Origin of the sequence: Exiguobacterium sp. s142, assembly GCF_018618455.1 — a bacterium.
GTDB lineage: Bacteria > Bacillota > Bacilli > Exiguobacteriales > Exiguobacteriaceae > Exiguobacterium > Exiguobacterium aurantiacum_A.
The window spans coordinates 107817-121758 of sequence record NZ_JACSMB010000008.1; the positions used below are offsets into that span (position 1 = coordinate 107817).

General features: G+C 53.1%; 19 protein-coding genes. 3 read left to right on the forward strand and 16 right to left on the reverse strand.

Going from position 1 to position 13942, the window contains the following annotated elements:
* Window positions 1-28: 28 nt before the first annotated feature.
* Entirely contained in the window at window positions 29-1153 is a 1125-nt protein-coding gene (locus tag KNP77_RS09270) for a TlpA family protein disulfide reductase (protein WP_214890292.1), read from the forward strand.
* Between the two features lie 98 nt (window positions 1154-1251).
* On the opposite strand, the gene KNP77_RS16155 is transcribed toward KNP77_RS09270, so the two are convergent.
* From KNP77_RS16155 to KNP77_RS09290, 4 genes are all read right to left on the reverse strand, one after another.
* A complete protein-coding gene (locus KNP77_RS16155) occupies window positions 1252-1662 on the reverse strand; it encodes a YrvL family regulatory protein (protein WP_159429461.1) in 411 nt (136 codons plus the stop codon).
* A gap of 102 nt (window positions 1663-1764) precedes the next feature.
* On the reverse strand, window positions 1765-2514 hold the full coding sequence (nfsA, locus tag KNP77_RS09280) for an oxygen-insensitive NADPH nitroreductase (RefSeq protein WP_131504836.1): 750 nt from the start codon (window positions 2512-2514) through the stop codon (window positions 1765-1767).
* Window positions 2515-2657: 143 nt separating this feature from the next.
* Window positions 2658-4127: a catalase gene (locus KNP77_RS09285; protein ID WP_214890295.1), complete on the reverse strand. Its 1470-nt coding sequence runs from the start codon at window positions 4125-4127 to the stop codon at window positions 2658-2660.
* Window positions 4128-4240: 113 nt separating this feature from the next.
* Window positions 4241-4828 (reverse strand): DUF2238 domain-containing protein, encoded by a 588-nt coding sequence (locus KNP77_RS09290; protein ID WP_214890298.1) that lies wholly within the window; start codon window positions 4826-4828, stop codon window positions 4241-4243.
* 152 nt (window positions 4829-4980) lie between these two features.
* On the opposite strand from KNP77_RS09290, the gene KNP77_RS09295 reads away from it, so the two are divergent.
* Window positions 4981-5394 carry a VOC family protein gene (locus KNP77_RS09295; RefSeq protein WP_070327812.1) on the forward strand — a complete coding sequence of 138 codons (414 nt, stop codon included), beginning with the start codon at window positions 4981-4983 and terminating at the stop codon, window positions 5392-5394.
* A gap of 41 nt (window positions 5395-5435) precedes the next feature.
* Here the strand turns inward: KNP77_RS09295 and KNP77_RS09300 are convergent, their stop codons facing one another.
* The 11 genes from KNP77_RS09300 to KNP77_RS09350 form a co-directional block, all read right to left on the reverse strand.
* Entirely contained in the window at window positions 5436-6161 is a 726-nt protein-coding gene (locus tag KNP77_RS09300) for a class I SAM-dependent DNA methyltransferase (protein ID WP_131443514.1), read from the reverse strand.
* Complete coding sequence (gene rsfS, locus KNP77_RS09305; protein WP_070327814.1) at window positions 6161-6508, reverse strand: ribosome silencing factor; 348 nt, start codon at window positions 6506-6508, stop codon at window positions 6161-6163. The genes KNP77_RS09300 and rsfS overlap by 1 nt, the downstream gene beginning before the upstream one ends.
* Before the next feature lie 10 nt (window positions 6509-6518).
* Window positions 6519-7076, reverse strand: a complete 558-nt coding sequence (gene yqeK / locus KNP77_RS09310; RefSeq protein ID WP_070327815.1) for a bis(5'-nucleosyl)-tetraphosphatase (symmetrical) YqeK — start codon at window positions 7074-7076, stop codon at window positions 6519-6521.
* A complete protein-coding gene (locus KNP77_RS09315) occupies window positions 7066-7635 on the reverse strand; it encodes a nicotinate-nucleotide adenylyltransferase (protein ID WP_070327816.1) in 570 nt (189 codons plus the stop codon). The genes yqeK and KNP77_RS09315 overlap by 11 nt, the downstream gene beginning before the upstream one ends.
* Window positions 7632-7928 carry a ribosome assembly RNA-binding protein YhbY gene (gene yhbY / locus KNP77_RS09320; RefSeq protein WP_016508126.1) on the reverse strand — a complete coding sequence of 99 codons (297 nt, stop codon included), beginning with the start codon at window positions 7926-7928 and terminating at the stop codon, window positions 7632-7634. The genes KNP77_RS09315 and yhbY overlap by 4 nt, the downstream gene beginning before the upstream one ends.
* A gap of 5 nt (window positions 7929-7933) precedes the next feature.
* A complete protein-coding gene (gene aroE, locus KNP77_RS09325) occupies window positions 7934-8719 on the reverse strand; it encodes a shikimate dehydrogenase (protein ID WP_070327817.1) in 786 nt (261 codons plus the stop codon).
* Window positions 8716-9828 (reverse strand): ribosome biogenesis GTPase YqeH, encoded by a 1113-nt coding sequence (gene yqeH / locus KNP77_RS09330; protein WP_016508207.1) that lies wholly within the window; start codon window positions 9826-9828, stop codon window positions 8716-8718. The genes aroE and yqeH overlap by 4 nt, the downstream gene beginning before the upstream one ends.
* Before the next feature lie 133 nt (window positions 9829-9961).
* A complete protein-coding gene (locus KNP77_RS09335; protein WP_070327818.1) occupies window positions 9962-10588 on the reverse strand; it encodes a YqeG family HAD IIIA-type phosphatase in 627 nt (208 codons plus the stop codon).
* 139 nt (window positions 10589-10727) lie between these two features.
* Window positions 10728-11513, reverse strand: coding sequence for a phosphatidylserine decarboxylase (locus KNP77_RS09340; protein ID WP_083273994.1), 786 nt, complete (start codon window positions 11511-11513; stop codon window positions 10728-10730).
* On the reverse strand, window positions 11510-11929 hold the full coding sequence (locus KNP77_RS09345) for a thioredoxin family protein (RefSeq protein ID WP_070327819.1): 420 nt from the start codon (window positions 11927-11929) through the stop codon (window positions 11510-11512). The genes KNP77_RS09340 and KNP77_RS09345 overlap by 4 nt, the downstream gene beginning before the upstream one ends.
* Before the next feature lie 68 nt (window positions 11930-11997).
* The gene (locus tag KNP77_RS09350) at window positions 11998-12192 is read right to left on the reverse strand and encodes a YjzD family protein (protein ID WP_070327820.1); all 195 of its coding nucleotides are present in this window, start codon (window positions 12190-12192) and stop codon (window positions 11998-12000) included.
* Between the two features lie 163 nt (window positions 12193-12355).
* On the opposite strand from KNP77_RS09350, the gene KNP77_RS09355 reads away from it, so the two are divergent.
* Window positions 12356-13168 carry a Cof-type HAD-IIB family hydrolase gene (locus KNP77_RS09355; protein ID WP_070327821.1) on the forward strand — a complete coding sequence of 271 codons (813 nt, stop codon included), beginning with the start codon at window positions 12356-12358 and terminating at the stop codon, window positions 13166-13168.
* A 190-nt stretch (window positions 13169-13358) separates the two neighbouring features.
* Here the strand turns inward: KNP77_RS09355 and KNP77_RS09360 are convergent.
* Window positions 13359-13942, reverse strand: a 584-nt coding sequence (locus tag KNP77_RS09360) for an RNA-guided endonuclease TnpB family protein (protein ID WP_214890301.1), incomplete at its 5' end; no start/stop codon positions are given.

A 13942-nucleotide genomic window follows, 5' to 3' on the forward strand; every position in this document is an offset into this window, starting at 1 on the left:
TGGGCGCTTTTTCTCTAGGAGGGATATCGTGATTGCAATCGGTCCACTGAACGTCCGACTCGACCTGCTCGTCTTCATGGTCAGTCTGCTCGGTCTCTACATCGGCTTCAAAAAAATCGGCTTAACGGAAAAAGACCGCGACGCCGTCCTCGGGACGTGGTTCGCCGGGTTTCTCGCCTGGAAACTGAGCGCCATCATCATCGGCCTCGCCTCGACCGGTAGTTTGGCGCTATCGCTGTACGCGACGGGCGGTATCTGGTCGATCCTGATCGCCACTGCAACGATCGGATTTTTCGTCTTTCGGCTTGCTCCCGGGCTTCGGGGCTATTGGCTATTTTCAGCCCTACTTTTATGGTTCGGTGTGACGATCGTCGTGCCGAAGTACGGAACGCTCCCGTTTATCGCGACCGCTCAACCGCTCCATCTGTACACTGCCCTGCTCATCGCAGGCTTAATCGTTGTGACGTGGCGCTGGATGCGCTCGCCATCGGTCGGTGCCTTGCTATGGACGACGGTCGGTGCGTTTGCTATCTGGCTCGTGAGCACGTATGCGACCTCAACGGTGAATCTGCTGTGGCTCATCCCGTTCGCAGCTTTAGTCGGACTCGCCGGGTACGTCGCCAAACCGTCACGCCGCATCGTCCAATCCGGTCTCGGTGTCCTCGTCGCGCTCGCGATCATCAACGCGAGCTTACCGGACGAGACACCAACGCTCGTTGCCGACTCGTCTCAAGCAGCCGGGCTGAACATCGGCCAAGTTCCGCCGAATTTCGAATTGAAACGAACGGACGGGACGACGCTTAACTTAGAAGACTTACGCGGAGAGCGTGTCGTCGTCAACTTTTGGGCGTCTTGGTGCCCGCCGTGCCGGGCCGAGATGCCAGACATGGCCAAGTTTGCCCGCGAGCAAGATGATGTGACGATCGTTGCCGTCAACACGACGACGAGTGAACGTGACGTCGACGAGGCGCGGTCGTTCGTCGCGCCTTATGAAGACGCGTTCCAAGTCGTCTACGATGAGGACGGTGCCGTCGGGAACGCCTACCGGATCCAAGCGATGCCGACGACGTATGTGCTCGATGAAAATGGTGTCATCACAGCCAAACAGTTCGGGGCGATTGACCACGCTTGGCTCAATGCCCATACAAATTGAAAACGAAGGAGCGGCTTTCTCTCGATTGAGATTAGCCGCTCCTTTGTTCGTCTCGAATTGTTTCCTATGACGGGCACTATGCTTCTCTCGTCTGAAACTCAATTGATTCTTTTTTTGTAGTCTTCAAATTCTTTCGATCCTCTCTTTGGAGGTCCAGGATCATTTTGAATGGATAGCCAACCTACTAGACCGATAACAAGGGAAAAAACAAGAATCCCGAGTTGAGAAATCGACACCGACGCCATCAATCGGTCGATGATGTGCAGTATGATATATGTACTCGCGATGTGCAGAAACAGGGCTAACACCCCTGTATGGGATGGGATGATATCGAGAGTAGTCAACGCCTGCAAGCATGCAGATAGAAACAAGTTGGTCGGGATTTCAGAAATTCCATATACGATGAAGAAGAGTAGCAGACTCCACAACGACTCATACTGTAGACCAAGTATCTTCAAAATTAGAAATTCCAAAGATGTAAAGACAACCAGTATGGTTGAAACGATCAATATACAGATTAATAGAGATTTAGTTCCTTTAATTGTGATTGTCTCCCTTCGTTTTTAAGACGACGTATCCCCCAAACTGAAAACCGCCTCCCGGCGGTTTTCTTATTGCTTCAAATAGCCTTGTGTCTTCAAGAAGTCTTTCACATCGAGCCGAGTCGGCTTCGACAACATCCGTCCCATCTGGCCCGTCCATGTATCGCTGCGTTGGTTCGATCCGCGTGCCGCATAGTAGTCGTGAATCGTCTGGTCGTAAGCTGTGAGCTCTTGCTTCAGTTGAATCGGATCAGCGTCGTACGTGTTCTCATGATAGATATGCTCGAGTGGGAGCCGCGGTTTTTGATCCTCGACGTGCGCCGGGACACCGACCGCGAGCCCGAACAGCGGCAACACCCGCTCCGGCAAACCGAGCAACTCTTTGACCGCCGACATATCGTTGCGGATCCCACCTATGTAACAAATGCCTAACCCCATCGATTCGGCAGCGACGACGGCGTTCTGTGACGCGAGCGCGGCGTCGATTACGGCGACGAGTAGCTTCTCATCTGTCTCAAGCGTCGGATTGACGGCGGCTTCTTGCAGTTGCCCGATCAGTTCGTGCCGGTAAAGGTCAGCACAAAAGACGAAGAAATGACCGTTGTCGACGACGTACTGCTGATTGCCGGCAATCTCGGCGAGGCGTGCCTTCTTCTCCGGGTCGGTCACGCCGATAATCGAATACGCCTGGATGAAGCTCGACGTCGAGGCGCGCTGGGCACTCTCGACGATGAGACGGATCTGTTCGTCGGTCAGCGTCTCGTCCGTGAACGAGCGGACGGAGCGGTGGTTCAGTAATGTTTCGATGATTTGATTCATGCAGCTTCCCCCTTTTTTCTTATCTTGGCATACGGGAAGACTCCCGACAATTTTGGAGGCTTTCACTCACGTTTGCACTTCGTAGAGTATCCACGGTAAACAAAAAAACAGAGATACGGTTAGGTATCTCTGTTGCTGATGATTTATTCCGTCACTTGACTCAAGAACGGCGTGATATCGACGTTCAATTCTTTCGACAGGCGTTCCCCGAGGTCGCGGTCGGCACGGTAGAAGTTGCAGATCAAGAGAAGGATCGTCTTCTCATGACGGACTTCTTTAATGTGGGCGACCAAGTTACGTACGAGACCATCTTTCTCGTCTTGCGAGTAGCGGCGGTACACTTCGCCCGCTTGCCCGAAGTCGTTCGTCTTCTCGATTTTCTGACGACCCGTTACTCCTGAAATCGGTTGCTCGGTTTCGATATAAGCCGCATCCGGTTTCGGTGTGTCCTCGTAACGATTCGGCTCGTAGTTGACCGGGCTCGTCTGTTGTTTGAACGGCATCGCACCGTCACGCTGGTTGTTCGACACTTGTGCGAACGGGCAGTTGATCGGGAGTTGGAGATAGTTCGCCCCGATACGGTAACGTTGCGTGTCTGAGTATGAGAACAAACGGCCTTGCAGCATCTTGTCTTCCGATGGTTGAATCCCAGGAACGAGCACGCCCGGGTTGAACCCGACCGATTCCGTCTCGGCGAAGAAGTTGTCGACGTTCTTATTGAGCGTCATCGTGCCGACGAGTTGATACGGTATGACGTCTTCGAACCAGTCTTTCGTCGCATCGAGCGGGTCGAAGTCGAAGTTGTCCATATCGGCCGGATCGAGGATTTGGACGTAAAGGTCCCATTCTGGGAAGTCGCCTTCTTCGATCGCGTTGAACAAGTCGCGCGTCGCATGGTTGAAGTCTTCCGCTTGCACTTTGGCCGCTTCGTCCATCGACAAGTTTTTGATGCCTTGCTTCGGAACCCAACGGAGCTTTATGTACACCGTGTTCCCAAATTCGTTTACCCATTTGAACGAATGGACCGATGAACCGCGCATGTGACGGTACGACGCCGGGATGCCTTCATCACTGAACAAGTGAACGAGCATGCTCGTCGATTCCGGTGTGAGCGACATGAAGTCGAAGAAACGGTCCGGGTCTTGAAGGTTCGTCCGTGGGTCCGGTTTGAGCGAGTGGATCACGTCTGGGAACTTGATCGCATCACGGATGAAGAAGACCGGCAAGTTGTTTCCGACGAAGTCGTAGTTCCCTTCTTCGGTGTAGAACTTGACTGAGAATCCACGCGGGTCACGAAGCGTTTCCGGTGAACCGAGACCGTGGATGACCGTCGAGAAGCGGGCAAAAATTGGTGTTTCTTGGCCAACTTCTTGCAAGAACTTGGCTTTCGTATATCGTTTCATGCTATTTTTAACTTTGAAGACACCGTGTGCTCCGGCACCACGGGCATGAACGACCCGCTCCGGCACGCGCTCACGGTCAAAGTGGGCGAGTTTCTCAATTAGCTGATAATCTTCGAGAAGCGTTGGGCCGCGGCGGCCGGCTGTGATGGAGTTGGCGTTGTCCCCGATTGGAACGCCTTGGTTAGTAGTTAGATGACGATGTTGATCCATATTGTTGCCTCCTCTTAATAATCATTATTACTAAGTTAATAATATTAAAAGATAATAATTATTACAAATAAAACGCTCGAGACGTCTCGAACGTTTTGTAAGCGCTATTATTTTTAGGTGGTTCCATTCTTCTTTTTAATCTGCTCTTTCCGATGGATTTCTGTCACCAATAAGGCAGCGATGACCCCACCGAGCGATCCGGCAATTATATCGACCATCGTGTCATCGTTCCCGTTCCCTTGCATCGTCGTCTGCAACACAATGTCTGACGTGAACTCATACATCTCCCATAGCGCCGCGCCCGCCATCGAGAAGACGACGATGTAGACGAAGAGGAAGCGCTTCGGCATCTCGAGCCGGATGTCTTCATCGAGACGACTAAAGAAATCAAAGCCAAGAAACGCCAAAAACACCCCGCTCAACACGTGCAAAAACGTGTCCCACCATCCATTGCTGTATAATCCGACGATCGAACCCAAATATTGCGAGGCGAACAGGAAAATAATATAGGCGATTTTCATCTTGGCATCGAACTCGGTTTTAAACGCCTTCTCCAACATGAACGGAATCAGTCCCGAGACGATGCCCGCCCCGGCGACACTCGCGTTAAACCACGCCCCTTGAATGATGGACGTGATGAGAATAATTCCCATGAACAAGACGAATCCGAATTCTAGCATACTTCCTCGTGTCAGCTTCATCTTCCGCACCCTCTTTCTCAGAAACTCTCTCTTCACTTATTCCCGTTTCCCTATCAGATTGAACAATCGAGCGGAGGCAGCCATCCTTTATCGACTTGAAAAAAACGAACATATGTTCTATAATTAAGAAAATGATTCAAGGAGGAACTTGTATGCCCATCCATCCGTACTTGAACTTCAATGGGAACTGTCGCGATGCCCTCGAGTTTTATGCACAAGTGTTCGGACAACCCACGCCTGATATCATGGCGTTCGGTGATCAGACTGGTTCGGACGGAGAGGCCGTACCTCAAGACATGGCCCATCTCGTCCTTCACGCTCGGCTCAATGTCCATGGAACATCGCTCATGTTTTCCGATGCGATGCCGGATGGTCCGGTCACGTTCGGTCAAAACATCACGCTTGCCGTCGTGACGGATGATTTGGACGCAATCACTCGTGAGTTTTCTGCTCTATCTGTCAGTGGTCGTATTCTCATGCCGCTTCAGGAAACGTTTTGGAGCAGAGCTTACGGTTCGGTCGAGGATCGGTTTGGCGTCCAGTGGCAGTTCAGTCACGAGGTTTAATCATGACAAAGACCCTATCGCTTCACGCGATAGGGTCTCGTTTATTTCTGGGCGACGAAGAAAATTCGTTCGGCGTTTTGGCCCGGGGCTTGATCCGTGAAGTCGGCCGTGACCGATTTCACGTGGAAACCGGCACCGATGAGCCATTGCATATACTGCCCTGGCTCATACGTCCGCTGTTCGTGCGTCTCTTCGACGCGTTCATACATGCCATCCTCGAGCGCGACGAAAAACGTCAAATCGTGGATGACCGAGAGCGGCTTCTCGCCCGGGTCAGCGAACCAGATGTAAGAACAGTCTTCCCCGTTCGACGCATACGTCTTCTGGTTGAAGAGCGTCTCCATCTTGTTCGGTGAATGGACGTCAAAGATAAACGTCCCGCCCGGCTTCAGCTGCTCATATACCGCCTCGAACGTGTCGACGACGTCGGCCTCGTCCGCAAGGTAGCAAAGCGAGTCACAAAGGATCGTCACGGCATCGACCGGAGCCGGCAGTTCGAGCTCACGCATGTCTTGTTGCCAGAGCGGCAGCGTGACGCCCGCTTCGAGCGCTTTCTCTTGGGCGACTTCGAGCATTGACTCAGATAAGTCGAGACCGATCGTGTCGTAATGCTCGGCCAGCCGGATCGTCGCTGAGCCCGTCCCGCATCCGACGTCGGCAAGCGATGCACCGTCCGCGACGTGGCGCCGCACGAACGCGACCCAATCCGCGTACGGGGCATCTTTCATCAACTCATCGTATACGTAGGCGAACCCTTCGTACGTCATTAGCCGACTTCCACGTCGACGTGCGGCGCGTCAGCCCATAATTTTTCAAGGTTGTAGTAGTCACGGTCGTCACGGTGGAAGATGTGGACGACGACGTTTTCGAGGTCAGCGAGCACCCAACGTGCCGAGTCCATACCTTCGAATTTTTTAAGCGGCAAATCGTTCTCGCCCGCCACGTCTTTGATTTCACGTGCGATCGCTTCGACTTGCTTCTCTGAGTTACCGTGGCAGATGACGAAATAATCGGCGATCGGTGAGATACCTTCCATGTCGAGGACGACGATGTCTTCCCCACGTTTATCGTCAACAGCTTTTACAATCAATTCAAGTTCTTCTTTTACAGTCATATAGACCCTCCTAAGGTGTGTTCAAATAATAGTTATATGTCGTAATCGTCTGCGGGAAAATCCGCACCGACTTCTTCAATAAATAGTTAATCGTATGGCGCAGTGTCGCGACGACGGCCGCTTCAAGTGAAACGTCTGCCAAATCGCGCAACACGTCGACACCGGGATACCGACGATTCGGTTCAATCGCATCCGCGACAAATAAAATTTGATCGAGGCGCGACATGCCGGGTTCGCCGGTTGTGTGGTTTTTGATGGCCGATATGACTTCAGCGTCGAGGTCGTAGGCGCGGTCTAACAAGACCGCTCCGACCGGCGCATGAAGCAGTTCGTCATCAAACTCGAGCAACAACGGGTCGAGATGCTCGTCTAAGACGATTTGACGCATCTCGTCACGGTCATGGTACTTCGCATAATCGTGCAACATTGCCGCGAGCCGGGCCTGGTCCACGTCTTCTCCGTACGTTCGGGCGAGACGTTCTGCCGTCTCGACGACACCGAGCGTATGGATGTACCGTTTCTCAGGCAACGTTCGTTCAATCAATGCCTGTGCTTGTTCATACGTCATACAAATCGTGCTCCTTGATATAAGTTTCGACTTCACATGGGACGAGATACGTGATCGACTTGTTCCGCTTCGCACGTTCCCGAATGTCGGTCGACGAGATCTCAAGCTGCGGCATGTCGATCGTACGGACGTCAGCTCGGCTCGGGATCCGGTAACGACTTCCGGGCCGTGCGACCGCACCGAACGTCACGAGCGTAGTCAGCGTCTCATAATCATGCCACTTCTCGAGCGCGTCGAGTGAATCGGCCCCGATCAAGAAGAAGAACGTGTCAGCCGGATACTGCTCCCGCAACCGTTTCATCGTCTCGACCGTGTAGGACGGTTCAGCTCGTTCGAACTCGATCAAGTTGAGCTTGAAATCCGGGTGACCGGAGATGGCCCGCCGCGTCATCTCAATCCGGTCGTCCGCCCGGCTGAACCCGGCCTTATGGGGCGGAATCGCTGCCGGTAAGAACCAGACCTCGTCGAGCTCGAGTTGTTCTCTCGCCTGCTCGGCAATCAACAGATGACCGAGATGCGGCGGGTCGAACGTGCCCCCCATCAGCCCGATGCGACTCATGGAAGCTTGATTTGGCGATTCTCTTTCTCTTTCGCCTGTTTGTACAAGACGATGACTTTTCCAATGACTTGAACGACTTCTGCCTTCGTTCCTTCAGCCAACTCTCCAGCCACGTCTTTCGGCGTGTCGAGACAGTTTTGAAGAACTTGGACTTTTAACAGTTCACGCTTTTCGAGCGCATCGCCGATGTCTTTGCACATCGCTTCACTGACGCCGTTTTTTCCGACTTGGTAGATGGCCGAGAGGTTGTGTGCCTCGGCGCGTAAAAATCGCTTCTGTTTACCTGATAACATTATTTTTATTCCTCCAATAAGCTTTCAATTAACTTCATTCCGACAATTTGATCCGGTTTCACACCTGTCCAGCGTTCGAACGCCAACGCTCCCTGCCCGACGAACATGGCAGTCCCGTTCACGGTTTTACCGCCTCGGATTGTGGCGTCGCTTAAAAACGGTGTGACGAGTGGACGATATATGATATCACAAATGACGGTGTTTTGTCGTAATCCATTTAACGGAAGCGGTGATTGTACCCCATCCATGCCGACCGATGTCGTTTGGATGATGACGTCGTAGCAGGCGACGTCGACATCACCGAGCGGTTGTGACTCGATGCCGAACGTCTTCGCGAGACGCTCGGCCCGGTCGATCGTCCGGTTCGTGACCGTGACGTTTCGGGTCGGCAACGCGCTGATGATCCCGCGTGCCGCTCCACCCGCCCCGATGACGAGCACACGACCAGACCAGTCGGTGTACGGGTCGAGTGCGGTCACAAGACCGACGCCATCCGTATTCGCGCCGATCAAACGGCCGTCCCGCTTATAGACGGTGTTGACGGCACCGGCCGACTTGGCTGAGTCCTCCAAGTCGTCTAACAACGGGATGACCGCTTCCTTGTACGGGATCGTGACGTTGAACCCGTCATAGTCCCCGTCCCGCATCGACTGAAACAATGGGGCGAGCTCGTCCGCTGTGACGTCGAGCGCGTCATACCGCCCGAAAAGCCCAGACGCTCTCAGCCACTGCTCGTGCAGGGAGGGAGAGAGCGAATGAGCGATTGGGTGACCGATGACGGCCAGTCTCATACGAGCGCCTCGCGTAATGTGACGACGACTCCTTTTGGTGCCCAAGCGGCAATCCGTCCACCTTTTCCGTGGATGGCGACCCAACCGAGTCCGCTAAAGACGATATCCGTCTTGACGCCGTCACGGAGACTAAATTCATGACGCACGAGCGGCGGCAACAATTGCAACGTCTTCTCGTTCGGCGGGTTAAGCATTTTGCCGATATGGTTTTCATAAAGCTCATCTGCTTTGTCGAGCTTCGTCCGGTGTGTCTTCAACTCGTTCGACATGTAGACGACGAATGAACGTTTATTGCCTTCCAGATAATCGAGACGAGCCAGACCACCAAAGAAGAGTGTTTGCTGCGGGTTCAATTGGAACACGTGCGGCTTGATCTCTTTTTTAGGTGTGATCGTCTTCAAATCGCGCGCGTCGACGTAATGCGCCATTTGATGGCGGTTGATGATCCCTGGCGTATCGTACAGGTTCGCATCATCGTCGAGCGGGACGTCGATCAAGTCGAGCGTCGTTCCCGGGAAATGACTGACGGTGATGATCGCTTCATCTTCAGCACCGAAGCGCTTGATGATTTGGTTGATGAGTGTCGATTTCCCGACGTTCGTACAACCGACGACGTAGACGTCTTTCCCTTTGCGATAGTACTCGATCTTCTCTGCTAATTCGTCGATGCCGTGACCTTTTTTAGCGCTGATCAAATGGACATCGACCGGCGTCAAGCCAAGTTCTTTCGCCTCGGTCTTCATCCAGTTGGCCATACGGTTCGGGTTGACCGACTTCGGCAGTAGATCGACTTTGTTCCCGACTAACAAGACATCGTTCGATCCGACCGAACGTTGAAGTCCCGGGAGCCAGCTTCCGTTGAAATCAAAAATATCGACGATTTTGATGACGAGCGCTTCTTTGGCGCTGATCCCGTTCAAGATGCGCAAGAAGTCATCGTCCGTCAATTCGACGTCTTGGATCTGGTTGTAATGCTTCAATTTGAAGCAGCGTTGGCAAATGACGATCTCGCGATCCAGTGCCGATTTTGGTGCATAACCGACTGCTGTCGGGTCTTCTGTTTGAATGAGAACGCCGCAACCGGCGCAATAACGTTTCGTTTCTTCCATATTCGTATGTGCTGTCCTTTAAGTTTCCTCTTCTTCATTCTTCGTAGCGCCTCGCCGCTACTCCTGAAGCGTTAATTCCGACGTCTTACGCGCCGTACAAGACAGCCTCCTTCTTCCTATGCGTTCGAGGCCCTTATTTATCTTTTTTATGTGAATCTTCTGAACGTGAGTGCATCGCCTCGCCGATCTTTTCAGCGACGGCCACTTTGGCCCGCTTCGCATCGACTGCGATTTCCTCCACTTTTTTCGTGATCAACACGTACTTCCCGCGACGCTTCATATGCGCGAATACGACTTTCTCCAGCATGCGATTGAACTTCGTGACGAGACCGTCCGTCTTGACGACGGGCTGCACGTGAACGACGTGAATGCCTGCCATATTGGCGCCGAGCACGTCAGTGAAGATTTGATCGCCTAAGAAAATCGCTTCTTTGGTTGAATAGCCGTACTTGGCAAGTGCTTGCTTGAACCCAGACGGCAACGGTTTTTTCGCACGCGCCACATAATGAAGACCGAGCGGTTCCGTAAACGTGCGCACGCGGTTCTCGTTATTATTCGAGACGACGATGACATCGAGTCCATGTGATTTCACTTTCTCGAGCCATAGCAAAAGAAGCTCAGGTGCGTGCGGGACGTCCCAGGCCACGAGTGTATTATCAAGGTCCGTCAAAATGACGCGGACACCACGGTCTTTCAAGTCTTCAAGGTCGATGTCAAATACTGACGCGACGAACTGTTTCGGATAAAGTCGATTAAACACGTTTGTATTCCTCCAATTAGCTAAAGCGATTCAACAGCTTATACAAGTATTGATATCCCTTCTATGTTATACGAAAACCGGCCAAACGACTAGTGTCTCGTTTGACCGGCCAGAAAATTGTTGTCTATTCACTTACCAGTCAAGCGTTCGATTGAATCGAACCGATGACTTCACCGAGCCGGACCGGACCAATTTTCGCCGGGTCGATGACGACACGATCTTTCTCAAAACAGAGGATGACGGTCGAGCCGAACGAGAAGTAACCGACCTCGGCCCCTTTATCGACACGTTCGCCGTCATGGGTCCATTCGATTGTATTGACGTTCAAAGCGCCGACCATGATGTGCTCGTAACGTCCGGCCACGCTCTCAAAGCGTGTGACACGGCGATAGTTACGTGACAACGGGCGGACCGTCTCCGTCAAACCGAGTTCATTCACCGGCGCCGAACGGTCGCCGAGCTCGTAATGGCTGAGCACTCGGCCTGCGAGCGGGACATGGACACGGTGGTAGTCACGCGGGCTCAAGTAGAGCACGCAAACCGTCCCGCCGGCATACCGTCTCGCCTCTGACTGTGAACCGAGCATCTCGGCGAGCGTATACGACTGCCCCTTCACTTCAAACCGACTCTCGTCTGTTATGGCGGACACGATCGACAATTGTCCGTCGCACGGTGATACGACCGTGTCCGTGTTTGCATCGATCGGGCGCGCCCCGTCTTTCAAGTGGCGCGTGAAAAAGGCGTGCAGACTCGGATAGGCGTCGATCGGCTCTGCCGCTTCAGCGATATCGATTTGATACGTTTTTGCGAACGACGGGATGAACGCGCGGCTCGCCTTCGACTCGGCGAACTGACGGAGCCGCTTGGCGATGAACGGTGTCGCATTCAATTCAAACAACGTCTGATACAAGCGGCTTTTGATCACTGTGCGGCCTCCTCGTTTTTAAAGAACGTTTCGTATTGTTGTTCCGAGACGGCCCCTTCGACACGACCTGTTTCTTGACCGTCTTTAAAACGAATCATCGTTGGTGTTCCGTTAATGCCATAAGTCGTCCAGACGTTATGATCGGCCAAGTTGATCGAGACCGCGTCATACTCCTCGATGAGTGGTTCGACATACGGTTTGACTTGCTCACAATATTCGCAACCCGTCTGCCAGAAGTAGACGACGACCTCTTCTTCTTCGTCAATCTTCTGTTCGAGCTCGTCCGCTGACACGGCGTTGACGCCGGTCTCTTCATTCGCATTATTCAAGAAGAATAAGAGCGCGATCCCGATCACGATGATGGCACCGATGATGGCGAACGTAATGAAGTTGGCGCGTTTGGCACTGTTTTTCATGGTCGATCCCTCCTAAATGTGTATAAAAAGAACTGACTCGGATATGAGCCAGTTTGGTTGTGGACGTCTTACTTTTCTTGGGCGACGTCGTTGATTCCCATGTCTTGGTTAAGTGTATCCAAGAGCGCGATAAAGATTGTGATGACCACGCCAAAGGCTGTTGCGAGCACCGCATTGAACGTCACGCCATCGACAGCTGAAATGATAAAGACCGCTGTATTCGAAAGCAAGATCGCCCAGAACAATGTGACTAAGTAACGCATCGAAAGTCCCCTCCATCTCACAGATATTCATAAAATTCCATACGGCAATAGTATATCATTGTTGCTGCACAATATGCGACCTCGATTGTATATTCTTTCCGTCGAAACGTGAAATATGGTACGGTCAGAGAAATAGTACACAATGTAGAAAAGAGGATGACTTATGTCACGTTATTTAATCGCAGTCGATTTAGACGGTACGTTGTTACGAGATGACAAGACGATCAGCGAACGGAACATCCGCGCTCTTCAAGCGGCTCGTGATGCCGGCCATGAAGTCATGATCGCAACAGGACGGCCCCATCGCCACTCGATCATGTATTATGAACAACTCGGCTTGACGACGCCTTTGATCAATTTCAACGGAGCGCTCGTCCATCACCCGAAAGATACGTCCTACGCGGTCACACACCGTCCGATCCCACTTAAAACAGCACACGACATCATCGAAGAAGTATCGGAGACGAAAGCACACAACATCGTCGTCGAAGTGACCGACCACGTCTATTTCCATAAAGATCCGCAAGAATTTTACGGTCCTTACGCCGAACGGGCACTCAGTGTCACATCGGGTGACTTGCTCAAGCACTTGCAAGACGAGCCGACGTCGCTTTTGATCCACGCGACGAAAGAACACGTCGACAACGTCCGGGCCAGCTTGAACAAAGTGCACGCCGAAGCCGTCTTGAACCGTCAATGGCGCATGCCCGAGCACATGATCGAAGTCATGAGCCAAAATACATCGAAGGCGCTCGGCCTTCGCGAAGTATCGAAGCACTTGAACATCAGCCGTGAGAACATCATCGCTTTCGGCGATGAAGAGAACGACCTCGAAATGCTCGACTACGTCGGCACGGGCGTCGCGATGGGCAACGCCATCAGCCAGCTCAAAGTCGTCGCCAACGAAGTGACCGCTTCGAACATGGATGACGGGATTGCCATCTACCTCGAAGAGAAATTTGGCATCAAGTCATAACCAAAGCACCGACTGATCCACAGTCGGTGTTTTTTGTGTTCGATCACTACACCGAGTTAAATAAAGCGCAGTGAACTACTCACCACTTGTTTGCTTCGCAACTTGAAGTGGGAGCTTCTTGGGAAGACCGTGCTTTGACCAGCCACGGTTGTGGACCAAGCTCGTCGGGCAGTCCCTGCCCTGGGGTGTTTCAGTCCGCGAGGCGCAACAGGTTGAGGCTCGCGTTGACGTCGCGGTCGTGGTGTGTGCCGCAAGCGGCGCATGTCCACTCGCGGACGTGCAGGTCCTTCTTGCCGCCGTTCTCGCCGCAGGCCGAACAGACCTGGGTCGAGGCGAACCACGGGTCGGCCTTGATGAACGTCCGTCCATAGAATCTCGCCTTATATTCCAGCTGGCGGACGAACTCGCCCCATCCGGCGTCCCCGATCGATTTTGCCAGGCGGCGGACCCGCATCATCTCCCTCGGCTTCAGCGTCTCGACGACGACGACTTGGTTCTCGTCGACGGTGCGTCGTGACAGCTTGTGGAGGAAGTCGTGCCGGCGGTTCCGTACCTTTTCATGCTTCTTGGCCAATAGGAGCCGCGCCTTCTCGCGGTTCCTGCTGCCGGGCTTCTTGCGGGAGAGGGAGCGCTGCGCCCGTCTCAGCCGCGACTCGGCCTCGCGCAGGTTGCGCGGGTTCGGGATCTTCTCCGTCACCATCGCGTCGTTCGTCATGACGGCGAAGTGCCCGAGGCCGAGGTCGATCCCGATCTTGTGCTCGGCGGGGACCCACG